Origin of the sequence: Pseudomonas sp. 313 (assembly GCF_000316965.1) — a bacterium.
GTDB lineage: Bacteria > Pseudomonadota > Gammaproteobacteria > Pseudomonadales > Pseudomonadaceae > Chryseomonas > Chryseomonas benzopyrenica.
This window is the reverse complement of sequence record NZ_ANBZ01000079.1, coordinates 17,920-42,041: the sequence shown is the minus strand read 5'-3', so window position 1 is coordinate 42,041 and position 24,122 is coordinate 17,920. Positions and strand designations below refer to the sequence as shown.

24 protein-coding genes and 2 pseudogenes are annotated in these 24,122 nt (G+C 66.0%); 10 read left to right on the top strand and 16 right to left on the bottom strand.

Annotated elements, in window-relative coordinates:
* Together greB and C722_RS0118330 are read left to right on the top strand one after the other, a co-directional pair.
* Window positions 1–504, top strand: a complete 504-nt coding sequence (gene greB, locus C722_RS0118335) for a transcription elongation factor GreB (protein WP_017641911.1) — start codon at window positions 1–3, stop codon at window positions 502–504.
* Window positions 505–618: 114 nt separating this feature from the next.
* On the top strand, window positions 619–1,749 hold the full coding sequence (locus C722_RS0118330) for a diguanylate cyclase (RefSeq protein ID WP_081594603.1): 1,131 nt from the start codon (window positions 619–621) through the stop codon (window positions 1,747–1,749).
* Here the strand turns inward: C722_RS0118330 and C722_RS0118325 are convergent.
* Together C722_RS0118325 and C722_RS0118320 are read right to left on the bottom strand one after the other, a co-directional pair.
* Window positions 1,733–2,038, bottom strand: coding sequence for a hypothetical protein (locus C722_RS0118325; protein ID WP_017641909.1), 306 nt, complete (start codon window positions 2,036–2,038; stop codon window positions 1,733–1,735). The two genes, C722_RS0118330 and C722_RS0118325, sit on opposite strands and share 17 nt — an antisense overlap.
* 153 nt (window positions 2,039–2,191) lie before the next feature.
* The gene (locus C722_RS0118320) at window positions 2,192–3,622 is read right to left on the bottom strand and encodes a transglycosylase SLT domain-containing protein (RefSeq protein WP_017641908.1); all 1,431 of its coding nucleotides are present in this window, start codon (window positions 3,620–3,622) and stop codon (window positions 2,192–2,194) included.
* Window positions 3,623–3,710: 88 nt separating this feature from the next.
* Here C722_RS0118320 and C722_RS0118315 point away from each other — a divergent pair, with 88 nt between their 5' ends.
* The 4 genes and pseudogenes from C722_RS0118315 (at window position 3,711) to C722_RS0118305 (ending at window position 6,230) form a co-directional block, all read left to right on the top strand.
* On the top strand, window positions 3,711–4,541 hold the full coding sequence (locus tag C722_RS0118315; protein ID WP_017641907.1) for a TatD family hydrolase: 831 nt from the start codon (window positions 3,711–3,713) through the stop codon (window positions 4,539–4,541).
* A 160-nt stretch (window positions 4,542–4,701) separates the two neighbouring features.
* Window positions 4,702–5,112: pseudogene (locus tag C722_RS27150) on the top strand (HAMP domain-containing protein); the annotation flags it as partial.
* A 333-nt stretch (window positions 5,113–5,445) separates the two neighbouring features.
* A pseudogene (locus C722_RS27145) lies at window positions 5,446–5,976 on the top strand (methyl-accepting chemotaxis protein); the annotation flags it as partial.
* A gap of 74 nt (window positions 5,977–6,050) precedes the next feature.
* Complete coding sequence (locus C722_RS0118305) at window positions 6,051–6,230, top strand: hypothetical protein (RefSeq protein ID WP_017641905.1); 180 nt, start codon at window positions 6,051–6,053, stop codon at window positions 6,228–6,230.
* Here the strand turns inward: C722_RS0118305 and C722_RS0118300 are convergent.
* From C722_RS0118300 to C722_RS0118280, 5 genes are all read right to left on the bottom strand, one after another.
* On the bottom strand, window positions 6,212–8,221 hold the full coding sequence (locus C722_RS0118300; RefSeq protein ID WP_017641904.1) for a DUF3488 and transglutaminase-like domain-containing protein: 2,010 nt from the start codon (window positions 8,219–8,221) through the stop codon (window positions 6,212–6,214). The genes C722_RS0118305 and C722_RS0118300 overlap by 19 nt on opposite strands.
* Window positions 8,218–9,201, bottom strand: a complete 984-nt coding sequence (locus C722_RS0118295) for a DUF58 domain-containing protein (RefSeq protein WP_051226177.1) — start codon at window positions 9,199–9,201, stop codon at window positions 8,218–8,220. The genes C722_RS0118300 and C722_RS0118295 overlap by 4 nt, the downstream gene beginning before the upstream one ends.
* The gene (locus C722_RS0118290; RefSeq protein ID WP_026083939.1) at window positions 9,171–10,088 is read right to left on the bottom strand and encodes a MoxR family ATPase; all 918 of its coding nucleotides are present in this window, start codon (window positions 10,086–10,088) and stop codon (window positions 9,171–9,173) included. The genes C722_RS0118295 and C722_RS0118290 overlap by 31 nt, the downstream gene beginning before the upstream one ends.
* A gap of 103 nt (window positions 10,089–10,191) precedes the next feature.
* Window positions 10,192–10,890 carry an orotidine-5'-phosphate decarboxylase gene (pyrF, locus tag C722_RS0118285; RefSeq protein ID WP_017641901.1) on the bottom strand — a complete coding sequence of 233 codons (699 nt, stop codon included), beginning with the start codon at window positions 10,888–10,890 and terminating at the stop codon, window positions 10,192–10,194.
* 90 nt (window positions 10,891–10,980) lie between these two features.
* Entirely contained in the window at window positions 10,981–11,856 is an 876-nt protein-coding gene (locus C722_RS0118280; RefSeq protein ID WP_017641900.1) for a LysR family transcriptional regulator, read from the bottom strand.
* Between the two features lie 82 nt (window positions 11,857–11,938).
* Between C722_RS0118280 and C722_RS0118275 the strand changes: the two genes are divergently transcribed.
* Window positions 11,939–12,394: a multidrug/biocide efflux PACE transporter gene (locus tag C722_RS0118275; RefSeq protein WP_017641899.1), complete on the top strand. Its 456-nt coding sequence runs from the start codon at window positions 11,939–11,941 to the stop codon at window positions 12,392–12,394.
* Window positions 12,395–12,442: 48 nt separating this feature from the next.
* Window positions 12,443–12,610 (top strand): DUF2897 family protein, encoded by a 168-nt coding sequence (locus C722_RS25900; protein WP_017641898.1) that lies wholly within the window; start codon window positions 12,443–12,445, stop codon window positions 12,608–12,610.
* A 60-nt stretch (window positions 12,611–12,670) separates the two neighbouring features.
* On the opposite strand, the gene C722_RS0118265 is transcribed toward C722_RS25900, so the two are convergent.
* The 5 genes from C722_RS0118265 to C722_RS0118245 form a co-directional block, all read right to left on the bottom strand.
* Entirely contained in the window at window positions 12,671–13,780 is a 1,110-nt protein-coding gene (locus tag C722_RS0118265) for a Gfo/Idh/MocA family protein (RefSeq protein ID WP_017641897.1), read from the bottom strand.
* 113 nt (window positions 13,781–13,893) lie between these two features.
* Window positions 13,894–14,421: a hypothetical protein gene (locus C722_RS25140; RefSeq protein ID WP_017641896.1), complete on the bottom strand. Its 528-nt coding sequence runs from the start codon at window positions 14,419–14,421 to the stop codon at window positions 13,894–13,896.
* Between the two features lie 105 nt (window positions 14,422–14,526).
* A complete protein-coding gene (locus C722_RS0118255) occupies window positions 14,527–15,960 on the bottom strand; it encodes a PLP-dependent aminotransferase family protein (protein WP_017641895.1) in 1,434 nt (477 codons plus the stop codon).
* Between the two features lie 217 nt (window positions 15,961–16,177).
* Entirely contained in the window at window positions 16,178–17,107 is a 930-nt protein-coding gene (locus C722_RS0118250) for an electron transfer flavoprotein subunit alpha/FixB family protein (RefSeq protein WP_017641894.1), read from the bottom strand.
* On the bottom strand, window positions 17,107–17,859 hold the full coding sequence (locus tag C722_RS0118245) for an electron transfer flavoprotein subunit beta/FixA family protein (protein ID WP_017641893.1): 753 nt from the start codon (window positions 17,857–17,859) through the stop codon (window positions 17,107–17,109). Before C722_RS0118245 ends, C722_RS0118250 begins: the two co-directional genes overlap by 1 nt.
* A 292-nt stretch (window positions 17,860–18,151) precedes the next feature.
* Here C722_RS0118245 and C722_RS0118240 point away from each other — a divergent pair, with 292 nt between their 5' ends.
* Window positions 18,152–19,801 carry an electron transfer flavoprotein-ubiquinone oxidoreductase gene (locus C722_RS0118240; RefSeq protein WP_017641892.1) on the top strand — a complete coding sequence of 550 codons (1,650 nt, stop codon included), beginning with the start codon at window positions 18,152–18,154 and terminating at the stop codon, window positions 19,799–19,801.
* 33 nt (window positions 19,802–19,834) lie between these two features.
* Here the strand turns inward: C722_RS0118240 and C722_RS0118235 are convergent, their stop codons facing one another.
* The 4 genes from C722_RS0118235 to C722_RS0118220 form a co-directional block, all read right to left on the bottom strand.
* On the bottom strand, window positions 19,835–20,395 hold the full coding sequence (locus C722_RS0118235) for a DUF1285 domain-containing protein (RefSeq protein WP_017641891.1): 561 nt from the start codon (window positions 20,393–20,395) through the stop codon (window positions 19,835–19,837).
* A gap of 11 nt (window positions 20,396–20,406) precedes the next feature.
* Window positions 20,407–21,021, bottom strand: coding sequence for a DUF4823 domain-containing protein (locus C722_RS0118230; protein ID WP_017641890.1), 615 nt, complete (start codon window positions 21,019–21,021; stop codon window positions 20,407–20,409).
* Window positions 21,022–21,108: 87 nt separating this feature from the next.
* Complete coding sequence (locus tag C722_RS0118225; protein ID WP_017641889.1) at window positions 21,109–22,077, bottom strand: GTP 3',8-cyclase MoaA; 969 nt, start codon at window positions 22,075–22,077, stop codon at window positions 21,109–21,111.
* Window positions 22,078–22,142: 65 nt separating this feature from the next.
* Window positions 22,143–22,784 carry a TetR/AcrR family transcriptional regulator gene (locus C722_RS0118220; protein WP_007160588.1) on the bottom strand — a complete coding sequence of 214 codons (642 nt, stop codon included), beginning with the start codon at window positions 22,782–22,784 and terminating at the stop codon, window positions 22,143–22,145.
* Window positions 22,785–22,955: 171 nt separating this feature from the next.
* Here C722_RS0118220 and C722_RS0118215 point away from each other — a divergent pair, with 171 nt between their 5' ends.
* On the top strand, window positions 22,956–24,086 hold the full coding sequence (locus tag C722_RS0118215; RefSeq protein WP_017641888.1) for an aminotransferase class V-fold PLP-dependent enzyme: 1,131 nt from the start codon (window positions 22,956–22,958) through the stop codon (window positions 24,084–24,086).
* The last annotated feature ends 36 nt before the right edge of the window (window positions 24,087–24,122 follow it).

The following is a 24,122-nucleotide window of genomic DNA, read 5'->3' as shown; positions in this document are numbered from 1 at the left end:
ATGAGTCGTTATCGTCCGCCGCGCACCGCCGGCACGCCGCTGATCACCGCCGCCGGCGAAGCCCGGCTGCGCGCCGAACTCCACGAGCTGTGGAACGTGCGCCGGCCCCAGGTCACCCAGGCGGTGAGCGAGGCGGCCGCCCTGGGTGATCGTTCGGAGAACGCCGAGTACATCTACGGCAAGAAGATGCTGCGCGAGATCGACAGCCGGGTACGCTTCCTGCGCAAACGCCTGGAAAATCTCAAGGTGATCGACGAGCGGCCCGCCGATCCGACCAAGGTCTACTTCGGCGCCTGGGTCACCCTGGAAGACGAAGCGGGCGCCGAAAAGCGCTACCGCATCGTCGGCCCGGACGAACTGGACCTCAGGCAGAATCTCATCAGCATCGACTCGCCCCTGGCGCGCGCCCTGGTGGGCAAGGCACTGGACGCGGAAGTCCGCCTGCAGACGCCGGCCGGCGAACAGTGCTGGTATATCGTCGAGATCGAGTACCTCGATAACTGATCGCTTCGGCAGGCGCTTCCGTCTGAAAAAATGTGATTCAAGTCACATAAATAGGGCAACATCTAGGGCGCAACCGGCGGAGGACCGCCACCTTCTCAAGCAAGGATTCGCTGCATGAGAGCGCCGACGCTTTACGCTTTGCCCAATCAACGCCTACTGCGCTGGCTCGTGACCAGCCGGGACCCGCTCGACGAAAATCTGCTGCGGCAGCTGCTGGCCGGCCCGTTTTCCTCGCGGGGCTCTATGTTCGTCGGGGCCCTGAACAGTCTGTTGATCAGTTGGACCTGCGCCCTCCTGCATCCCACGCCCTTGTTCATCGGCTGGATGATTCTCGATACCCTGATCTGGATCACCCGCCTGTTGCTGCTGCACTGCATCCAGCTGATGGAAGGGCTCGCGCCGCCGCGGCTCAGCGAAGTCTCCCTGCTACTCGGGCTGCTGTGGACGGCCACCCTGGGCCTGGGCACGGCCGCCTGCGTCCTCAGCGGCGATGTGGTGCTGCAGGTGCTGGGCTGTACCTCGGCGGTGGCCATGAACGGTGCCATCACCATGCGCAACCAGGGCATCCCGCGCTATGCCTTCTTGCAGATCCTGCTGACCGACATTCCGATGAAACTGGCCACCCTGTTCCAGCCCGAGCCCATGCTGCGACTGTTCCTGCTGCAGGCACCGCTCTATCTGACGGCCAACTGGATGCTGCTGGACAGGCTCAACCGCACCCTGGTGCGCGCCCTGATGGCCGAAGTCGATAGCCGTTGGCATGCCACTCACGACAGCCTGACCGGACTCTACAATCGCGCTGGCATTCTCGCGCTGCTCGAAGGCGCCCTGTACCGGCCTCGCTCGGAGTCCGGGCGCGTGGCCGTCTTCTATATCGATCTGGACGACTTCAAGGGCGTGAACGACTCCCAGGGCCATGCTGCCGGCGATCGTCTGCTGCAAGCCTGCGGCGAGGTGTTGACCCTGAGCGTGCGGCAGAGCGATTTCGCCGGACGCCTGGGCGGCGACGAGTTTCTGCTGGTGATGCAAGACGCCACCGAAGACGGGGCTCGGGACCTGGCCCGGCGTATCCTCGGACGCCTGGTGTCACAGGGCACGAGCGTGAGCATCGGCATCGCCCTGCAGCGGGCCATGGAGGACAGCCCGACCCTGCTGGCGCGGGCGGACCAGGCGCTCTACACCACCAAGCTCGGCGGCAAGGGCGGCTTCAAGCTGGCGGATACCTGTGCTAGCGCCGTCGGGTAATCACGCCCTGGCGCGCCACCCGAGTCAATTCCCGCACCAGGGCGGCGAGATCGGCTTGGCCCGGCGACTGCACCACGGCGAAGTCGAAGCTGTCGTCGCCGAAGCCGCGCAACTGCTCGGCGCGGTCGGCGAAACGGATCTGCAGGGTACGGCTGTGGGGCCAGCGCTTGGGCCAGCCTTCGAGATAGCGCAGCAGGGTGGGCTGATCGGGACCGCCGAGCAGGATGGCCGGATGACAGGCGAGCTTGCCCTGGGTGAGCGGGGTAAGGCGTAGCGGGAGCGGTAGCATGGACGAAATTCCGCCTCGTGGATCCAGCTGGGCGGTAGTACGAGGCCTGTTCCGTCCAGCGCTTTAGCGGTATTTGGGAGCGCCCCGCAAGTTGCTGTTTAAATCGGCGCAGGATCATCCTAGGGAGGGCTCGACCGCCCTGTCAAGCGACCCTCAACCGTCTTCGTGCCTGGCACCTTTGGCGTTCGTCGTGGCCACTGCCGGCGCTTCGAGACGCGCTCGTTCGCGACTGAAGGCCACCCGATACTTGTTGACGCTGGCCACGTAGTTGACCACCCCGATGCCCACCTCCTCGGCGGCGATGCGTTCGACCTGGAAGAACCAGCGATCACCGTCCAGCCCCTGTTTGCGGGCCTTGGCCCTGAGCGCCTGGACACGCTCCGGGCCCAGATTGTAGGCCGCCAGGGTAAAGGCACGGCGTTCGCGCTCGGTCAGGCGTGGACTGGAAAAGAATTCCCGGCGCAGGCGAGCCAGATAACGGGTGGCGGCCTTGACGTTGTCTTCGGCGGAATGCAGGTTGCGCACCCCGACACTGCGCGCCGCCCGGGGGGTGATCTGCAGCAATCCTGCGGCGCGTCCGGCGCCGCGGGCGTGGGGATCCAGGCCGGACTCCTTGTAGGCCATGGCGGCCAGGGTCAGCCAGTCGAAGTCGTAGGCCTTGGCGTAGCGTTGCAGCAGCGGTCGCACCTGGGCCAGGCGCTTGCGGTCGTGGGCTTGCAGCGGATCGCGCACCTGGTAGCGGCGCGCAGAAGCCTGACGAAAGGCCTTGTCGTCATCATGCGCCTGGGGTTGCCGGGCGAAGGCCCGTATCCGTTCGGCGAGCTGGTGCGCCGGGGTGCGCAGATACCAGAGCTGTGCCTGGTCATGGGCCACCACCACCCGATCGGCCACCCGCAGACGCGACAGCACCCGCGCCCAGCGGTGGGCCAGCCCGGACTCGACGACGGTGAGCGGATAGATGCCGGCCTGGGTCAGTTCCAGGACGTCTTCCACCGCCAGGGTAGGATCGGCCCACTCGACCTGTACCGGCCGCAGCCGGCGCCTTTCCAGCTGGGCGTTGAGCCGTGCCAGGGCCGGTCCGGCGGCGCTGCCCTGGGGCAGCACCACCCGGCGCCCGGCCAGTTGTTCCAGCTGACGCGGCAGGCGCTGGCCGCGCCCACCCACCACCACCAGGCTGGTGGGCGCCGCCACCGACGCGGCGATCAGCGCCGAATGCGGCGGTGGCAGCAGGGTTTCGCCCGGCGCCACCAGATCGCCCTCGCCTCTCTGCAGCGCCGCCAGCAGATCGTCCTTGGCCTTGGGGACAAGGACCAGGCGCAACGGCCGGCCCCCGGGTTGGTGCCGCAGGTAGCGGGCGAAGGCCTCCAGACGCCGATACTCGATGCCCAGGGCCTGACCGTTCCATTCGCCGGAGCTGTGGCGACTCTGGTTGACCAGGACGCGCAATTCTCCGGCACGCTCGATGGCGACCAGATCGCGGGCCGCGACATGGCGCGGCGCCTCGGGTGGCAGGGCGCCGAGCCGCGCCTGGACGGAACCGGCGAGCAGGCAGCCGAGGATGGCAAGGGTGAATCGAAACGGCATCCAGGACTCCTGACCTGGCCGGGACAGCGCCGATAGCACCCGGACTACGGATAGAATGAGAGAACAAAGTCTGTAGAAGGTCCGCACCATGCAATTGATCGACATCGGCGTCAACCTCACCCACCCCAGTCTGCTCAAGGAAGTGGACGCGGTGATCGAGCGGGCCCAGGCCGCCGGTGTGATGCAACTGGTGCTGACCGGTACCACCCTGGAAGACAGCGAGAACGCCCTCAATCTCTGCCTGCGCCTGGACGCAGGCGAAGCGCTGTTCAGCACCGCCGGCGTCCATCCCCACGAAGCCTCGACCTGGAACGCGGCCGCTGCCAGGACCCTGCGTGACCTGGTCAGCCAACCCAAGGTGCGGGCCCTGGGCGAATGCGGCCTGGATTTCAATCGCGACTTCACCCCGCGACCGCAGCAGGAGCGCTGCTTCGAGGAACAGCTGGCGCTGGCCGCCGAATTACACCGCCCGGTGTTTCTCCATGAGCGCGACGCCAGCGAGCGAATGCTGGCGATCCTGCGCGACTATCGCGACCATCTGCCGGCGGCGGTGGTGCACTGCTTCACCGGCGAGCGCAAGGCGCTCTATGGCTATCTGGATCTCGACCTGCACCTGGGCATCACCGGCTGGATCTGCGACGAGCGCCGTGGCCTGCACCTGCACGAGCTGGTCGGGCAGATCCCGGTCGGGCGGCTGATGCTGGAAACCGATGCCCCCTACCTGCTGCCACGCACCCTCAGACCCAAGCCGCGCCATGGCCACAACGAACCGGCCTTCCTCCCCGAGATCCTGCGTACCGTGGCGCGCCTGCGCGACGAAACGGCCGAGCAGACCGCCCTGCACACCACCGCCACCGCTCGTGCCTTCTTTGCGCTGCCGGAGATCGCCGTGCCAGAGCGGGTCGAGGAATTCGACTAGGCGCAGGACGCCGCTGCGCTAAAGTCGAGGCCGCGCGGGCCGTTAAACTCAGGGCTTGTTCCACGGCGTTGCGCCCCTGTTCGCGGGACGTTGACGCCAGTCAAGATCCGGGGCGCGCCGGCCTGCCAGGCTGTGCGGCCCCGCCGACTGGAGGCCCCCTATGTTTGCCTGGCTGCGCGATATCTCTCTCAAGTACAAGTTCTGGGCGGTCAATGCCGTCGCCTTCGTCACCAGCCTGCTGCTGGTGCTGTTCGCCATGCAGCTGGAAGTCTCCGGTCGCGCCGAACAGCTCAAGGCGGTCAAGGCCGCCGTGGGCGACGCGGCGGCCAAGCTGAGCGCCCCGACCTTCGGCGACATCTTCATCGCCCGGGCGCCGGAATACGCCCTGGCCGTGGGTGTGCTGATGCTGGTGCTGCTGGTGGCCTCGCAGCTCTTGATCCGCTTCATCCTCGGCAATCTGCAACGCCTCAAGGACACCATGCTGCGGGTGGAGCGCGACGGCAATCTCACCGCCCGGGTCGAGGTGCGCGGGCATGACGAGGTCGGGCAGATGACCCAGGCCTTCAACGCCATGCAGGACAGCTACACCCGCGTCGTCGGTACCGTGGCCGCCAGCGCCTCGCGGTTGGACGAAGGCGCCGGGCGCCTGGCCAGCGGCATGCAGGGCGTCCGCGGCGGCATGCAGGATCAACAGCACGAGACCGATCAGGCCGCCACCGCCATCAACGAGATGAGCGCCACCGTGCAGCAGATCGCCGAGCACGCCGCCGGCACCCGCGACCAGTCCCAGGAAGCCGACCGCCTGGCCGGCGCCGGCCAGCAGGCGGTGGAGCGCGTCAGCCATTCTATCGCCGACCTGTCCCAGGGCGTGCAGCAGACCGCGGTGATGATCCAGGAGCTGGCCGAGAACAGCGAGCGCATCACCAGCGTGGTCAACGTCATCCACGGTATCGCCGAGCAGACCAACCTCCTGGCGCTCAACGCCGCCATCGAAGCCGCCCGCGCCGGCGAGGCCGGCCGTGGCTTCGCCGTGGTGGCCGACGAGGTACGCAACCTGGCCAAGCGCGTCCAGGGTTCCACCGACGAGATCACCCGCATGGTCGACGGTCTCCAGGCGGGCACCCGCGATGCCGTGGAATTCATGCGCGAGAGTTCGCTCAAGGCCGACGACTGCGTGGTCCAGGCCGGCGCCGCCGGGCAGGCCCTGGCCGACATCACCGCCGCCGTGACCCTGATGCGCGACAGCAACACCCAGATCGCCGTGGCCGCGGAACAGCAAGCTCAGGTGGCGGAAGAGATGAGCAGGTCGGTTGTAGGCATCCGCGATGTCACGGAAAGGACCATGCTGCTGACGCAGGAGTCGGCCAGCACCAGCACCGAACTGGCCGCCCTCGCAGGAACCCTGAATCAGGCGATCCGCCAGTTGCGCCTATAGCCTCCATAGCGAGAGCGCATTCGCACGGTTGCCCGACAGGCGGCAAGATGCCCGCACGTTTTCGGAGAACCGTCATGCGCTCGGTCACCACCCTCACTTCCGCCGTGCTGTTGTTGCTGGGCCTGGGCTGCATTGCCCAGGCGCTGGGCAATGCACACCCTCAACCGCTGATCCTGGCGGCCGTCGTCTGCCTGGTAGCCTTCGCCCTGCAAGCGCCTGACGCCCTTCCCGTGCCTCAGTCGCTGCGCGCCTGACGGCCACGCAGCTGGCGTTTCAATCGCTTCAGCGTCCCGGCCAGAGCCGCCGTGTCCTGCGGCCGACCGGCATAGCGCTGCGCCTGGAATTCCTGGGCAAAGGCCAGGATCGCCGCGCGTGCCGCTGGCAGTTCCGCCATGGCGCGCCCGGCGAAGCGGCCAGCCGTTTCGCCGCTTTTGCGCGTCACCCCCTGGCGTGCCAGCAGGCGTTCGAACTGGGCGAAGCGTGCCAGCAAGGGATCCCGGGTCCGCTGCCAGGGCTTGAGCACCAGCAGCGTCATCACCCCGAGCACGCCCAATACCAGCAGCGCCAGGAGCAGCCCCAGCCGTTGCAATGAGCCCTCGCCGAGCAACCGCTTGAGCAATTCGCCCTGGGTATCCTCCTGGTAGTTGAGCACCCACCGCTGCCAGCCGTAGTTGATCCGGTCCCAGCCCAGACGCAGCTCATTGAGCCAGGCCAAGTCGCGATAGCGATTGGCGGCGAAGGGGTTGTCCGCGAGGAATTCACTGGCCGCGCCCTGGGCCGCCAGAGCCTCCTGCAAGCCGCGCTCGACCCGCTCGGGCGCCACTTGGGCAGTAGGATCGACGCTGATCCAGCCCCGCCCCGGCAGCCAGTACTCCACCCAGGCATGGGCATCGAATTGCTGCACCAGCAGATAGCCACCCGCGGCATTGAATTCGCCACCTTGGTAGCCCGCCACCACCCGCGCCGGGATACCCGCCACCCGCAAGGCGAAGGTCATGGCGCCGGCATAGTGGGCGCAGAAACCGCGACGGTTATCGAAGAGAAAGGCGTCGATGGCATCGACGCTGGCCGTGGGCGGCTGCAGGGTGTAGACGAAGGGCTGCTGGCGGAAGTAGGCCAGGATCGCCTGGGCCAGGGCTTCAGGGGTCGGCGCACGCGCCTTGAGCCCGGTCACCCAGGCGCGGGTGCGCGGCTCGCCGCCGCTGGGCAGCTGTAGCGCTCGGCGCTGGCTGGACGCGGACAGCCGCTCCGCCTCGCGGGTCGCCTGTGGCCAACTGGATACCCGATAGAGCAACGCCTGGTCCACCGGACGGCGGCGCTGCAGATGGAAGTCGCTGGCCAGGCGCACGTCACGCTGATCGCTGCGCGCCACGTCCAGGCCATAGAGCCAGGGTCGACCGCTCGGCTCCATCACCACCTGATAGTCCAGCCGGGGTCCAACGGGCGTCCAGGCCGGCTCCGGACTCCAGGCCGTGTCGGGGTCGACCGACCAGCGCGCGCCGTCGAAGCGCTCGTAGGTGGTGGCCCGCCAATATAGGTCGCGCTGCGCCGGCCGCTCGCCGTCGAAGCTCACCCTGAACACCCGCTCGGCGGACTGCGACAGCTGGGCGATCTCCCCGGGCGCCATGCTGTCGCCCAGCCCGGTGCGCGCCTGGTCGCCCGGTTGCGGCAGCGACCACAGCGGACCGATACGGGGAAACACCAGGAACAGCAGCAGCATCAGCGGCACCGCCTGCAGCAGCAGCGTGACGGCGACCCTGAGGGTCGCCAGCGGGCGGCTGGCCAGGATGCTCTGCTGCAACCCGATCAACGCCGCCACCAGGGCGGTCACCGGCAGCAGGCTGTAGAGCGCGGCGAGCAGGCCGTCCTCGAACAGGTAGGCGATCACTACGGAAAAGAAACCCAGGTAGATCACCACCAGGGCATCGCGGCGACTGTGCATCTCGATCAGTTTGAGGGCGAAGGTCACCAGCAGCAGCACGGCGCCGGCGTCCAGGCCGATGAAGGAGCCGCGCGACAGCCAGATGCCGCCCATGGTCAAAAGCAGCAGGCCGCCCTTTTCGATCCGCGTCGGCGCCCGCACCCTCATGCGAAACAGCAGCACCCGCCAGCCGGCGCAAAAGGCCCAGAGCAGCCCGACCCAGGGCGGCAGATGGGTGAGGTGCGGCAGGATCACCAGGGCCTGGGCCACTAGCAGCCAGATCAGGGCGATGCGCGGAATGGGTTGCGGCACGGCGCCACTCATGCCGGCCGCCCGAACAGGGCCAGAGCCTGCAGCGCCGCGTCGCGATGGCTTTCGCCGCTAGCCGGCGGCAGCTCTACCCCGGGCACCCTCAGGCCGAAGCGCAGCTGGCGAGCGCTGCAATCGAGCACCGCCTGGCACAGCCAGGACAGCCGCGTCTCGGTGTCGCCATGGAGCACGCTGAAATCCAGCCAGAGTTCGCTACCGGCCAGGGCGGTGAAGTCCTTGACCAGCAGGCCCTGGCCTCGGGAAAAGGCCTTCCAGTCCAGCCGCCGACGCGAATCGCCCGGCTGATAGGGCCGCAGCCCCTGGAAGTCGTCGGCGCCCTGCCCCGTCTGGCGCTGGCCCTCTTCGCTTCCGGCAGCCTGGCCACTGCGCAGCGGTGTCGTGGTCGCCAGTGGCTGCGGGTAGATCAGGGCGCGTACGTCCAGGTCCAACCAGCTCCAGGCGACGAACAGGCCAAGGGGGAAACGGCTCTCCACCCGCAGTCGCCCGGGCCTCAGCCAGCCACGGCTCGGCGCCGGATGAAAGACCTGCAGGGCGACGCTCTCCCCCGCTGGTACGTCGCTGAGCATCAGCGGCTCGTTGCGCCAGCCCAGGGCGATCCCCTGGTGCGCGCGGCGATCGCTCTCCAGGCGCAGGCGAAAGCCGACGGCCTCTCCGGCGAACACCGGGCTGGCGCCGCCACTGGCCAGTTGCAGGCCGGCCAGGTTGCGATAGGTGTGCAACATGGCCACCAGCGCCAGGGAAAACAGCAGGAAGGTCAGGCCATAGGCCAGGCTGTTCTGGTAGTTGATGCCGGCCAGCAGCATCAGCAGCAGGGCGATGGCGAAGGCGCCGCCCTGGCGGGTGGGCAGAATGAAGATGCGCCGCTGATCGAGGGTGATGCGCGTGGCCGGGGGAATCCGTCGGGCCAGCCAGCCGTCTCGATAGCGCTGCCAGGCGCCGCCGGTCACAGCGCCGGGACTTCGCGCAGCAGCCATTGCACCAGGGCGCCGCCACCGTGCCCGGCGGGATCGGCGATGTCGCGCAGGCGATGCCCGGCCACCGCTGGCAGCACCGTCTGGACATCCTCGGGCAGCACATGGTCACGGCCCGCCAGCAGCGCCCAAGCCCGCGCCGCGGCCAGCAGCGCCAGGCTGCCGCGGGGCGACAGGCCGAGGGCGAAGGAGGTCTGGGTGCGGGTGGCTTCCACCAGGCGCAGTACGTAGTCCACCACCGCCTCGCTGGCATGGATGCGCGGCACCTCGGCCTGGATCAGCCGCAGCTGGGCATGATCCAGCAGTGGCTCCAGCCGCGGCAGCTGGTCGCGTCCGGAACCACCGAGCAGCAGGGCGCGTTCCGCAGCGCGGCCGGGATAACCGAGCGACAGCCGCATCAGGAAGCGGTCGAGTTGGGATTCCGGCAGGGCGAAGGTGCCGCCCTGGGAGACCGGATTCTGGGTGGCGATGACGAAGAAGGGATCGGGCAAGGGCCGGGTGGCGCCCTCGATGGTCACCTGCCCCTCTTCCATGGCTTCCAGCAGCGCGCTCTGGCTCTTGGGCGTGGCGCGATTGATCTCGTCGGCCAGCAGCAACTCGGCGAACACCGGCCCGGGATGGAAGACGAACTGGCCGCTGTCGCGATCGAACACCGAGGTGCCGAGGATATCGCCGGGCAAGAGATCCGAGGTGAACTGGATACGCTGGAAGGACAGCCCCAACACCTTGGCCAGGGCATGGCTGAGGGTGGTTTTGCCCATGCCGGGCAGGTCTTCGATCAGCAGGTGCCCCCGTGCCAGCAGGCAGGCCAGCGCCAGCCTGACCTGGGTTTCCTTGCCCAACAAAACGCCGTCTACCGCCTTGAGACAGGCGTTCAACCTATCGTGCATACCCTGAGGTCTCTCGCCTTGCGCCGACGCGAGAAGGCGTCGGCCTGCAGAACGAGAATAGCAGCACCTTTTGCTGGCGACCGCCGCCCTGGAGGTTTACCGCTTATTTCAGGGTGGCGAGGATGTCTTCCACGGCGCGCGCCGGATCGGCGGCACGGGCGATGGGTCGACCGATCACCAGGTAGTCGGAGCCGGCGCCCAGCGCCTCGCGTGGAGTCAGGATGCGGCGCTGGTCGTCCAGGGCGCTGCCGGCTGGGCGGATGCCGGGAGTGACCAGTTGCAGCGCCGGTTGCGCGGCCTTGAGCGCCGAGGCCTCCTGGGCCGAGCACACCAGGCCGTCCATTCCCGCGCGGGCGGCGAGGCCGGCCAGGCGCAAGACCTGCTCCTGGGGATCCACGTCCAGGCCGATGTCGGCCAGGTCCTCACGCTCCATGCTGGTCAGCACGGTGACACCGATCAGCAGCGGCTTGGGGCCCTGGAAGGCCTCCAGGGTCTCGCGACAGGCGGTCATCATGCGCAGGCCACCCGAGCAGTGGACATTGACCATCCAGACGCCCATTTCCGCCGCGGCCTTGACCGCCATGGCGGTGGTATTGGGGATGTCGTGGAATTTCAGGTCGAGGAAGACTTCGAAGCCACGCGTGCGCAGGGCTTCCACCACCCCGGCGGCGCTGGCGGTGAACAGCTCCTTGCCGACCTTGACCCGGCAGCTGGCGGGGTCGAGCCGGTCGGCCAGCGCCAGGGCAGCGGACGACGAAGGGAAATCCAGGGCGACGATGATGGGAGACGGGCAGGCGGACATGGGAGCTCTCGGCAAAACGGCAAAGGCCGGCATTTTCGCAGAAAAGCGCCGCGCCGGCACTTGGCCGCTGTCTGCATGCGCCCCCCTCCTTCAACTCGGCTTGAGCAATCGCTCGCGCAGCCAGTTGCCCGCCGGACCCAGCGGCCGCCGCCGCGACCAGACCACGTCCACCGCCACCCGTTGCGGCCAGCCCGGCACGGCCAGCTCCACCAGGCGGCCCTGGCCGAAGGTCGTCACCAGCCACAGCGGCAGCTCGGCCCAGCCGAAGCCCTGCACCGCCATGTCCAGCAGCAGCAGATAGTCCGGGGCCGACCAGCAGCGGCCACGGGTATCCGGCAGGCGGCTGACCTGCTGGGAGGCCTCGGTCACGGTGCTCAGACGGAGCAACCGGTAGGGTGCCAGGTCAGCCGGTGTGACCCGCTCCAGCGCGGCCAGCGGATGATCGGCAGCGACATAGAGGCCAAAGGTCACCAGGCCATCCAGGGTCGCCGCCTCGATATCCGCCGGATAGGGTGGCTGACCCGCCAGCAGGCCCAGGTCCGCCCGCCCCTGCACCAGGTTGAGCACATCGGCGTCCTCGGCGATCAGGCATTCGAATTCGAGATCCGGATAGCGCTGGTCCAGCTCCGTCAGCAGCGCCTCATAGCGGGTGGGCTGATAGGTATCGGAGATCACCAGGGTCAGGCGTGGCTCCACCCCGGCCGCCAGCTGGGTGGCGCGATTGGCCAGGCGATCGTGAGCCGATAGCACGGCGCGGGCCTGGTCGAGCAGTTGCTCGCCGGCCGCCGTGAGCAGGGGATAGCGGCCTTGGCGATCGAACAGCAGCACACCCAGTTCGTCTTCCAGCCGGGCAATGCTCTCGCTGATACTGGACTGGCGCTTGCCCAGCACCCGCGCTGCCGCACTGAAGGAGCCTGCTGCAGCGGCCTCGACGAAGGCCTCCAGGGCTTCGGCATTGGGATACATATCGGCTCAGCCTATGGATACCATTTTGATCTCCCTAGCTTAACCGATGAGACTGAAGGCCTGTCCATCGTGGAGTCGTCTCATGTCCAGCCCGCTCACCCAGCGTCCCGCCAGCGCCCGCATCCTGCACGCCCTGCTGTTCGAGGGAATCGCGGTACTGCTTGCCACCCCAACCCTTGCCTGGCTGCTGGATCGGTCTCTAGGGCACATGGGCCTGCTCACCGCAGCCTTTTCCGCCATCGCCATGCTTTGGAACCTGGTGTTCAATCTGGGCTTCGATCGGCTGCAACAGCGCCTGGGCTTCACCCGTGGCCTGGGTGTACGGCTGCTGCACGCCCTCGGCTTCGAAGGTGGCTTGATCCTGGTGCTGGTGCCACTGGCCGCCTGGTGGCTGTCCATCAGCCTGTGGCAGGCCCTGCTGCTGGATCTGGGACTGATCCTGTTCTTCCTGCCCTATACCCTGGCGTTCAACTGGCTCTACGACCTGGGTTATGCCGCCTGGCTGAAGCGTACGAACACGACTTGCCGGGCGCACTGATAAGCTCTCCCGTGGTCGAAGCCTTACAGCCACTCAAGGAGAAGAAAGATGCCCTGGTATGCCTGGTTGATCCTGCTGGTCGCCATCGGCTCGGTGGTCGGCAGCCTGCTCATGCTCAAGGACACGGCCCGCAAGGTGCCCTTGACCGACGAACAGAAATCCAAGATCCGGCAGCGCAATGCCGAGATGGATGCCAAGGAGGCCCAGGACCGCTAAGCGCACCCTGGATCCCAGACAAGGCCCTGCCACACCAGCGTGCTGCAGGGCCTTGCTTCGTCAGGACTCCAACGGCGCCTTGGTATTGACGTACTCTGGCACCTGCGCCAGCGGCAGGCTGCGTACCTGCTCACGGGTCGGTCCCTGGCGTTTGGGTAGCGGGTCTAGGCGTTGCGGCTGACCGCTTTCCAGGGCGCGCTCGATGGCAGCCAGCACGCGCACGTCGCGCCAGCCCTCCTCCCCGTCCATTTCCGGCTGCCGATCCTGCAGGATGCAATCGGAGAAATAGGCCGTCTCGCCGCCGAAGTGGTCCACCACCTGCGCCTTGAATTCCTCGGTCTCCCCGTCCACGGTCAGGCGATAGCTGATGGCGACGCCTTCACCGAAGCCAAAGCACGGCGAGGCCTCGATCTCGCCCTCGCGGCCCACCAGCTGGAAACGCTCGGTATTGGGACCACTGAAGCTGACGGTAAAGCTCGCCAGCCGCTCTTCGGGGAAGCGCAGGGTCACGGCCACGGCATCCCAGGTCGTGACATCGCGCCCGGGTGTTTGCACGCCCACCGCACTGACTTCGATGGGTTCGTCGGCAAAGAGCGCCCGCACGGCATTGAGCGGATAGGGCCCCATGTCGGTGACCGGGCCGGCCCAGAAGCCGCTCTGCGCGCGGTGGTTGGCCGTATCGACCGGCTGGGTGAAGGTCGCGGTGAACAGGCGCGGATCGCCGATCTCGCCCTTGCGCACGCGCTCGATCATCTCCACCGTGCCCGGCTCACAGTGCAGGCGGTAGGCGATCATCAGCTTGGCTCCGGAGCGCTCCGCCGCGGCATTGATCGCCTGGCATTCTTCCTCGCTGATCGCCATGGGCTTTTCCAGCAGGACGTGAATGCCGGCGTCCAGCGCCGGTACGGCGAATTCCAGATGGCGGAAATTGGGCGTGGCCAAGTAAATGGCATCGATCTCGCCGGATGACAGTAGCGCCGGGAATTCTTCGTAGCTGTAGCTCTTGAGGCCGTACTTGGCGGCCAAGTCCCGCGCCTTGATGGGATCGCCGGTGACCAGAGCGGTCATCTCGGAGTTGCCGGTCTGGCCGACCCCAGGCATAAAGGCGCCCTGGGAAATCCAGCCACCACCTACCACCGCATAACGAATCTTGCCTGTCGCACTGGGCATGGAACGCTCCCGAATCCAGGCGGACGTTGTGTCCGCCACCTGAACTGTCGGCAAGCGTCGTGGCGAGTAAGTTCCGGACCGCTGTTCAACAACGGCAGGCCGTCCTCATCGAACTAGCGGCGAAAGCGCAACTCGACTTCCGCGCCTTCGAAATCGTCGCTGCGATCCCGGCTGATCACTCGACCGCCCAGTTCGAAACGACCAGGGTCGTCCTCCTTGCGAAACAGCTGCGGCAGCAGACCTGCTTCGGCCACGCTGTTTTCAACCCGTTTGGCAGCCCCGGGATGCGATCTCAAGGCCTGAGGCGTATCGGCCTCACTGGGTACGCTGAGGTCGAGCGGATGGGCCGGCGTCGGCGTGGCCTTGGGCACGGCAGGTTTCTTGAGTTGACTGTTCTTGGCCAGGTCCCGCTTTTTCGGCGGCGGCGCAGGCAGCACCAAGGCCTTAGCCGGGAGCGGATCCAGCCGATACGCGCGCAGATCGGCGGCAGTGGCGGGTGGCGCTTTGCTCACCGGCGACTGGGCCATCGGCGCAGGCGTTGGTGCGGAAGAGGTCTTGGCCGTCGTTGGCGGCGAATCATTGTCGCAACCCACCAGCAGCAGGGGCACTGCCAGCGCCATCATCGCCAGGTATTCACGCATGGGCCCACCACTCAAGGCATCGCGCCTGGACCGGAGCGGCAGACGCGACAGGAGTCAGTCACTACAACCGACCTTCCTGGCCGGCAGCGGGTTCCGAGGGCGCCGCTAGGCGGCCAGGGTTTCCTGGCAGAGCTGACGGGCGAGCAGTCCGAGGGTCATCAGCGCCCGCTGGGCATCACGCCCCCAGGGCAGCCCGCAATTGAGGCGGATGCAGTGGTTGAATTGGTCGGTGTTGCTGAAGATCATGCCCGGGGCGATGCTCACCCCCTGATCCAGCGCCCGCTGATGCAGCAGGCGGGTATCCACCCGCATCGGCAGGCTGACCCAAAGGATGAAGCCACCCTTGGGCCGACTCATCTGGGTGCCCTCCGGGAAGTGCTCCTGGATCGCCAGCTGGAAGGCGGTCATGTTGCGCCGGTATTCCTGGCGAATGGCGCGCAGGTGGCGATCATAGCCACCGTTCTCCAGATAGGCCGAGACGCCCATCTGGGTCACGCTGCAAGCGGAATGGGTGGTAAAGGTCTGCAGCCGGCAGATGTCTTCCTGATAGGGTCCGGCCACCACCCAACCGATGCGCACCCCGGGTGAGAGGGTCTTGGAAAAGCTCGAGCAGTAGATAACGCGCCCCTGCTTGTCGAGAGCCTTGAGCGCCTTGGAGCCGCTCTCATAGGTCAGTTCGCCGTAGATGTCGTCCTCGACGATGGCGATGTTGCGCTCGGCCGCCAGCCTGAGCAGCTGCTTCTGCCGTGCCTCGGGCATGCTGCCACCCAGGGGATTGCTCAGGCGCGCGGTGACCACCAGGGCCTTGACCGGCCACTGGCTGGCCGCCAGTTGCAGCGCCTCGACGCTGAGCCCGGTCTCGGGGTCGCAGGGGATCTCGATCACCTTGAGGCCGAGCACCTCGGCCAGTTGCAACAGACCATAGTAGGACGGTGACTCGGTGGCGATCAGATCGCCCGGCTTGGTCAGCACCCGCAGCGACATCTGCAGGGCATCCACGCAGCCATGGGTGATCACCACCTCCTCCGGCCCCACCACCACCCCGGCATCGCGCAGACGGATCGCCACCTGACGGCGCAGGGGCTCGAAGCCCGGACTGTGCAGATAGGAGAAAGCCGCACGGGCCTGGAAGCGGGTGACCTTGGACAGTTGCTGGTGCAGCGCCCGCAGCGGCAGGTAATCGGTCTGGGGCACGGCCATGCCCAGGGGCACCACCCCTTCGCGCCGGGATTCGGCGAGGACCTGGCTGATGATGCCGGCGCGGGTCACCAGGCTCGGTCGCTCCACCGTGGCGATATCCGGCGTCGGCGCGGTCAGCGCCGGAGTCTGGTGCACATAGAATCCCGACTGCGGTCGGGCACGGATCAGGCCCTGGTCTTCCAGGGTGGCATAGGCCTGCAGGACACTGGCATGGCTCACGCCCAGCTGCTGACTCAGCTTGCGCACCGACGGCACCCGCTCGCCGGGCTTGTAGACCCCCGTGCGGATATCGTTCGCCAATTGCTGGGCGATGCGCTGATAGAGCAACAGGTTGGTCATGGCGTCTTCCTGGACGAGAGCGGAACAGTAGCAGGCTATTCTGGAGGTATACCGGTACAGCTAGCCTCGACCTTACCGCTTCCCTTCCCGGGGCGGCAATGTCCAAAAACGACAAGGAACCGGCGCACCCCTCCTTGACGCCAAGGGCTCTGCCGAGAGGCTTGCCGCGCCCATGAAAAAGCCCGCCAAAGGGCGGGCTCTTGGCTGGCGAAAAACCTTAGATGGCCTTTTCCAGCTCCGGGATCAGTTCGAACAGATCGCCTACCAGGCCATAGTCGGCCACCTGGAAGATCGGCGCCTCCTCGTCCTTGTTGATGGCGACGATCACCTTGGAGTCTTTCATGCCCGCCAGGTGCTGGATGGCACCGGAGATGCCGACGGCGATGTACAGCTGGGGCGCGACGATCTTGCCGGTCTGGCCGACCTGCATGTCGTTGGGCACGAAGCCGGCGTCCACCGCGGCGCGCGAGGCACCTACCGCCGCGCCCAGCTTGTCGGCCAGGGCGTAGAGGATCTTGAAGTTGTCGCCGTTCTGCAGACCGCGGCCACCGGAGACCACCACCTTGGCGGCGCCCAGCTCGGGACGATCGGACTTGGCCAGCTCTTCGCCGACGAAGCTGGAAACACCAGCGTCCTTGACCAGGCTCACGGCTTCGATGGCGGCGGAACCACCTTCGGCGGCGACCGGGTCGAAACCGGTGGCGCGCACGGTGATCACCTTGACCGGGGCCGTGGAGCGCACGGTGGCGATGGCGTTACCGGCATAGATCGGCCGCTTGAAGGTGTCGGCGGATTCGACGGCGATGATCTCGGAGATCTGGTCGACGTCCAGCAGCGCGGCCACGCGCGGCAGGAAGTTCTTGCCATTGGTGCTGGCGGCGGCCAGCACGTGGCTATAGTTGGCGGCCAGCTCGACCACCAGCGGCGCGACGTTTTCCGGCAGCTGATGGGCATAGGCGGCGTTGTCGGCCAGCAGCACCTTGCTAACGCCAGCGATCTTGGCGGCGGCCTCGGCGACCGGCTCGGCATTCTGGCCGGCGACCAGTACATGGATATCGCCGCCGATGGCCTGGGCCGCGGCCACGGTATTCAGGGTGGCGCCGAAGAGGCTGGCGTTGTCGTGGTCGGCAATGACGAGAATGGCCATCAGATCACCTTCGCTTCGTTCTTGAGTTTTTCGACCAGTTCGGCCACGGACTTGACCTTGATGCCTGCCTGGCGACCGGCCGGGGCTTCCACCTTGACCACCTCGTAGGAGGCGTTCACCGCCACGCCCAGGGCGTCCGGGGTCAGGGTTTCCAGCGGCTTCTTCTTGGCCTTCATGATGTTGGGCAGCGAGGCGTAGCGTGGCTCGTTCAGGCGCAGATCGGTGGTCACCACCGCCGGCAGCTTGAGCGATACCGTCTGCAGACCGCCATCGATTTCGCGGGTCACGTTGAGGCCATCACCGGCCTGCTCCACCTTGGAGGCGAAGGTGCCCTGGGCGAAGCCGGTGAGGGCCGCCAGCATCTGGCCAGTTTGGTTGTTGTCACTGTCGATGGCCTGCTTGCCAAGGATCACCAGCTGGGGCTGTTCCTTGTCGACCACCGCCTTGAGCAGCTTGGCCGTGGTGAGCGACGACAGCTCGGCGGTACCGGTGTCGATCAGCACGGCGCGATCGGCGCCCAGTGCCAGGGCGGTACGCAGCTGTTCCTGCGCCTGGGCGGGACCTGCGGTCACCACCACGATCTCGCTGGCGATACCCTTTTCCTTCAGGCGCACCGCTTCTTCCACGGCGATCTCGCAGAAGGGGTTCATGGACATCTTGACGTTGGCCAGGTCGACACCGGTCTGGTCGGCCTTGACGCGGACCTTGACGTTGTAGTCCACCACGCGTTTGACAGCTACGAGAACCTTCATGAATCCCTCGATTTATTCTGGTGAATAAACAGGACGCCAAGGCGACCTTGCGTTGGACACGACCCCTGCCGCTCCAACCTTGTTGCAAATTCTTCTTATGTTGACCTCCACGGCAGCAGGGGTCAACGCGACAGTCCGTCAGGGGCTGGTAACTCCCGAGTCTAACAGGCTTGCAGAAAATTTAAACAAACGTTTGAATGGGTGCCAGGGAGCACGCCGGATATAATGAAGTCTTTTGTTGCACCCCTACATAAATAACCAGATCGTGAGTTTTGCCTGAGGAGAGTAAGCCGTGGAACGCGAATACATGGAATTCGACGTGGTGATCGTCGGGGCCGGCCCCGCGGGCCTGTCCGCGGCCTGTCGCCTCAAGCAGCAGGCCGCCGAAAACGGCCAGGAAATCAGTGTGTGCGTGGTCGAGAAAGGCTCCGAGGTCGGTGCCCACATTCTCTCCGGTGCGGTCTTCGAACCCCGCGCCCTGGACGAGCTCTTTCCCAACTGGAAGGAACTCGGCGCGCCCCTGAACACCCCGGTCAAACGCGACGACATCTACCTGCTCAAGGATGATCGTCAGGCGACCAAGGTGCCGAATTTCTTCGTGCCCAAGCCCATGCACAACGAGGGCAACTACATCATTTCCCTGGGCAATCTGTGCCGCTGGCTCGGCCAGCAGGCCGAAGCCCTGGGCGTGGAGATCTATCCGGGCTTCGCCGCCCAGGAGCCGCTGATCGATGAGCAGGGCGTGGTGCGCGGCATCATCACCGGCGACCTGGGCGTGGATCGCGAAGGCCAGCCCAAGGAGGGGGTCTACACCCCCGGCATGGAGCTGCGCGGCAAGTACACCCTGTTCGCCGAAGGCTGCCGTGGCCATCTGGGCAAGCAGCTGGGCCAGAAATTCAAGCTTGGCGAAGGTGCCGATCCGCAGCACTACGGCATCGGCATCAAGGAGCTGTGGGAGATCGATCCGGCCAAGCACGAGCAGGGCCTGGTGATCCATACCTCCGGCTGGCCGCTGGACAAGGAGAATCCGGGTGGTTCCTTCCTCTATCACCTGGAAGACAACCAGGTGGTGGTTGGTCTGATCGTCGACCTGGCCTACAGCAATCCGCACCTCTCGCCCTACGACGAATTCCAGCGCTACAAGCACCACCCGGTGGTGGCCCAGTACCTGGAAGGCGGCAAGCGCGTCTCCTATGGCGCCCGTGCCCTGGTCAAGGGTGGCCTGAATTCCCTGCCGAAGATGGTCTTTCCCGGTGGCGCCCTGATCGGTTGCGACCTGGGCACCCTCAACCCGGCCAAGATCAAGGGCAGCCACACCGCCATGAAGTCCGGCATGCTCGCCGCCGACGCCATCGTCGCCGCCCTGGCAGCCGGTCGCGAGGGTGACGAACTCCAGGGTTACGTGGATGGCTTCAAGGGCAGCTGGGTGCAGGAAGAACTCCATGCCAGCCGCAACTTCGGTCCGGCCATGCACAAGTTCGGTCCGCTGCTGGGCCCGGCCTTCGCCTTCGTCGAGCACAACCTGCTGGGTGGCGCCCTGCCCTTCACCCTGCACGACCGACGCATGGACCACACCTGCCTGAAGAAGGCCGACGAGGCGCAACGCATCAGCTATCCCAAGCCGGATGGCAAGCTGAGCTTCGACAAGCTGTCCTCGGTGTTCCTCTCCAACACCAACCACGAGGAAGACCAGCCGGTTCACCTGAAGCTCAAGGACCCGTCGATTCCCATCGCGCAGAATCTGCCGTTGTACGACGAACCGGCGCAGCGCTATTGCCCGGCCGGGGTCTACGAGGTGGTCCGCGATGGCGGCGAGCCGCGCTTCCAGATCAATGCCCAGAACTGCGTCCACTGCAAGACCTGCGACATCAAGGATCCGGCGCAGAACATCACCTGGGTGGCGCCGGAAGGCAGCGGTGGTCCCAACTACCCCAACATGTAAGCGTAAAAAAAAGGGCCCTTCGGGGCCCTTTCTCTATTCAACGGGCGCGACGGGAAAGAAGCTGCCGCGACTCCAGAGGCCGAGCCAGGCCCGGCCCTCGTGGGTGCCCTCCTCGACCCTCTCCATCAGCCGATAGAACACCGCCCGATTGAGCCGCGCGTCCAGCCCGCCACGCACCCGTACATAGGGTGCCGGCTGGTCATCCTGTTCTTCGAAGCGCAGCGGATGCTCGGCAGCGACGGCGACCCTGTCGCCCACGTTGGTGACCAGATCCAGGGCCTGCGCCTTGCCACTGCCACTCCACTCGACGTCCACGACCAGGAAGGGCACGTCTTCCACCTGGATGCCCACGCATTCCACGGGCGTCACCAGTACATAGCGCTCGGGATCGCGACGCAGGATGGTAGAGAACAGGCGCACCATGGCCGGGCGGGTGATGGGCGTACCCCGGTGGTACCAGGTCCCATCACGGGCGATGCGCATGTCGATGTCGCCACAGAAGGGCGGATGCCAGAGGTCCACGGGCGGCAGACTGCCCTCTTCGCCCGTCGGCAGTTGCGCCAACAGGTTGCGCGTCACATCGGCCTGGCTCACGTCTTTTTCCTCTAGCGACTGCCCAACCCTAGCAGGCGTTGGGCGTATTGATTGAGCGCTGGTCCGAGCAGGTCTTCCGGGCGCTCGTCATAGAACGTCAGGAAACCGCCACGACTACGGATCCGTGCGGTGTCCACCAGGCGAAAGGTGGCGACCTCCACCAGCATCATCTGCACGACGCTGCGATCGCGACCGACCCGCCCGATATCGTCCTGATCTTCCCACTCCTCCCACGTGCCGATGCGATCGTCTGCGCCGGCGAAGCGGGTATAGAGCACATAGTGGGCGCCCAGTTGCCGGGCCTTGGCCATGGCTTCATCGAAGCCCTCGGGCTTGTCCGCGCGCCTTACCCGCGGGAAAAACTCCACGAAGCCCTTGAAGGCCTCTTCGGCTACCACGTTGGGTCGAGCATAAGGATGGCCGATGGGTACGAAGGCGCCCTGGGCTATGTAGATATAGGAGTCGGCCTGCAAGCGAAAGTTGTTCAGCCGCTGGGTCTTGCTGTAGTCGAGCAGCCCCGCGTCGCGCAGGTGGTACTCGACACCGGACGCCATGTCGCTGACGTTCATGCAGCCACCCAGGCAGGCCAGCAGCACGGAAATGAAGAGAAAACGCAGTTTGACCATGAAAAGCAGACCCCTGTCCGGCGCCAAGTTGTCGTCGATACAGGGGCCTTAGCAGCTTTCGCGCCAGCTCCAGGCGCAACGGGTGAATCAGCCGCCGATGATCTTCATGACGGTCACGCCGCCCGAGAAGGCCACATCCTGCTTGTCGCCCAAGGCCTTGACCAGCAACCGCTGCAACGCCGGCAGGGCCAGATGACGCGGCTTGTCCAGCAGATCGCCGACATAGTGGCGGTTGCTCGACGACAGGCAGCCATGCAGCCAGCCGGTGGACGACAGGCGCAGCCGCGAGCAGGTCCGGCAGAAGGGCACGCTTTCATTGGCGATGATGCCGAAGTGACCGCCCGACTCGACGCGATAGCGCAGCGCGGTGGAATCCACCGGTGCATCGGCCTGCACATAGGCATGGCGCGAACCGATGATCTCCAGCAATTCGGCAAGGGGCACCAGCTGGTTATTGAAGGTCGCGGGATTCTTGGCCAGGTGCCCCATGCGCATCAGCTCGATGAATCTGAGCTCGAAACCGCGCTCCAGGCAGTAGTCCAGCAACGGTAGCACCTGGTCGAGATTCTGGCCACGCAGGGGCACCATGTTGAGCTTGATCTTGAGTCCGGCAGCACGCGCCGCTTCGAGTCCGGCCAGCACCGTGGCCAGGTCACCACCGCGCGCCAGACGGGGAAAGGCCTCGGCGTCGAGGGTATCGAGCGAGACGTTGAGGCGCCGGATGCCGTGATCGATGAGGAAGTCCAGCTTGCGTGGCAGCAGCTGACCATTGGTGGTCAGGCTAATGTCCTTGAGACCGAGCTGGGAGACACGGGCGAGAAAGGGCTCCAGCCGCGGCGTGACCAGGGGTTCGCCCCCGGTGATGCGCAGCCGTTCGATGCCGGCGGCATCGATGAGGTATTCCACGCCCCGGGCCATGGTCTCGGCACTGAGTTCGTCCTGCGCCGCCACAAGCCGCTTGCCGTTGGGCACGCAGTACGTACAGGCATAGTTGCAGGCCGCCGTGAGGCTGATCCGCAAGTTGCGAAACGCCCTACCCTGGCGGTCGACGATCATCTTGGGGGTACTCCACTAGAACAAGAGAAAAGGGATGACGCGGCATCCCTTGCCTCTATCGGACCCTAGGATCGGACAGGCGTTTCGACGTCTCGCTTGCGGCGGTTGCCCATGCGCACGCCGATCTCCATGAGGAACTGGAAGAAACCTTCCTGATCCTCCAGCACGTCGCGCCAGAACGGCGAATGGTAAAGGGCCACGGCCCCGTGCACCAGCGCCCAGGCGGCGCAGTAATGGAAATAGGGCGGGACGTCCTCGAGCTTGCCTTCGTCGATCCGACCTTCGATCAGGCTGGTCAGCCGCTGGAAATTGGAGGTGCGGATGCTGTGCAGCTGCTCGACCAGTTCGGGCACCTGACGCGTCTTGACCACCTTTTCCTCGAGTCGATCGAACAGGCGATAGCGCTGCGGATCGCTCATGCGGAATTCGAAATAGGCGCGGGAGAGCGCTTCGCGATCCCGGGCGACGTTGTCCGACTGGAACAGCTCGGCCAGGTCCCGCTCGTAATCCAGCATCAGGCGCAGATAGATCTCGGCCTTGGAATTGAAGTGCTTGTAGATGGTGCCTTTGCCGATACCGACCGCCTCGGCGATCATCTCGACGGTAACGCTGTCTTCTCCTTCGGAGAGAAACAATTGCAGAGCGGTATCGAGGATTTCCTGTTCGCGGCGACGGAACTCGCGGACTTTGCGGGATTCTTTCTGCATGGCAGCCCACTTGTTGTTTTGAAAAGGGATAGGGCCTTCGAATCGCCAGTTGCCCCTCGGCATACCGGCACTTCGTCACACCTTGGGCGAGCTCCACCGAAAGCATCGGTGAACCGCGCGGGCGCGCCCCTTATTATGCCCCATCACACCCAGATTGTACGGATCGAGTCAATGTCTTCCTGGAAGCACGAATTCCCTCAGGCCTACGCCATGAGATACCTCAACCACGCGGCCGTGGCCCCGTGGCCCAAGCGCGCCGCGCAGGCCGTCACCGAATTCGCCGCCGAGAACTGCCAGTATGGTGCGCGCAACTATCCGACCTGGCTGGTCCTGGAGCAGCGCCTGCGCGATCGCCTGACCCGCCTGCTCAATGCGCCGTCCAGCAGCGACATCGCCCTGGTGAAGAACACCTCCGAGGCCCTCTCCTTCGTGGCCTTTGGCCTGGACTGGCAGAGTGGCGACCAGGTGGTGATCAGCGACGAGGAGTTCCCCTCCAATCGGGTGGTCTGGGAAGCCTTGGCGCGTTTTGGCGTCGAGGTGGTGGAAGTCAACCTGGGTGACACCCCCGAAGCCAATCTGCTGGCCGCCTGTGGTCCGCGCACCCGACTCATGGCCATCAGCGCCGTGCAGTACGCCAGTGGCCTGCGGCTGGATCTGCCTCAGTTGGGCCAGGGCTGCGACGCCAAGGGCGTGCTGCTGTGCGTCGATGCCATCCAGCAACTGGGCGCCCTGCCCTTCGATGCCCAGGCCTGCAACTGCGCCTTCGCCATGGCCGATGGCCACAAGTGGATGCTTGGCCCGGAAGGCCTGGGGGTCTTCTATTGCCGCGCCGATCTGCGCGAGCAATTGAAACTGCACGAATACGGCTGGCACATGCTGGACAACGCCGGCGACTACAGCCAGCGCGAATGGCAACCGGCCAAGACGGCGATGCGCTTCGAGTGCGGCAGCCCCAACATGCTGGGTGCCGTGGCCCTGGAGGCGAGTCTGTCACTGCTGGAAGATGCCGGCATGGAGCAGGTCGGTAAGGACTTGCTGGCGCGGATCGAGCTGCTCGACAGCCATATCCGTCGCCTGCCCGGCGCGATCCTGCATTCGCCGGTCAATGCCGAGCGCCGCTCAGGCATCCTCACCTTCTCGCTCGAAGGCTGGGACAACCGCCAACTGTTCGAACGCCTCAAGACCGCCGACGTGGTCTGCGCCCAGCGAGGTCCGGGCATTCGCCTATCGCCGCACTTCTATACCAGCGAGCACGTGCTGGAGCAGACCCTGGATCTGGTGGGGGCGCTGGCGCGCTTCTAATGGTCGAAAGGCACGGGATAGCCAGTGTTGGGGCAG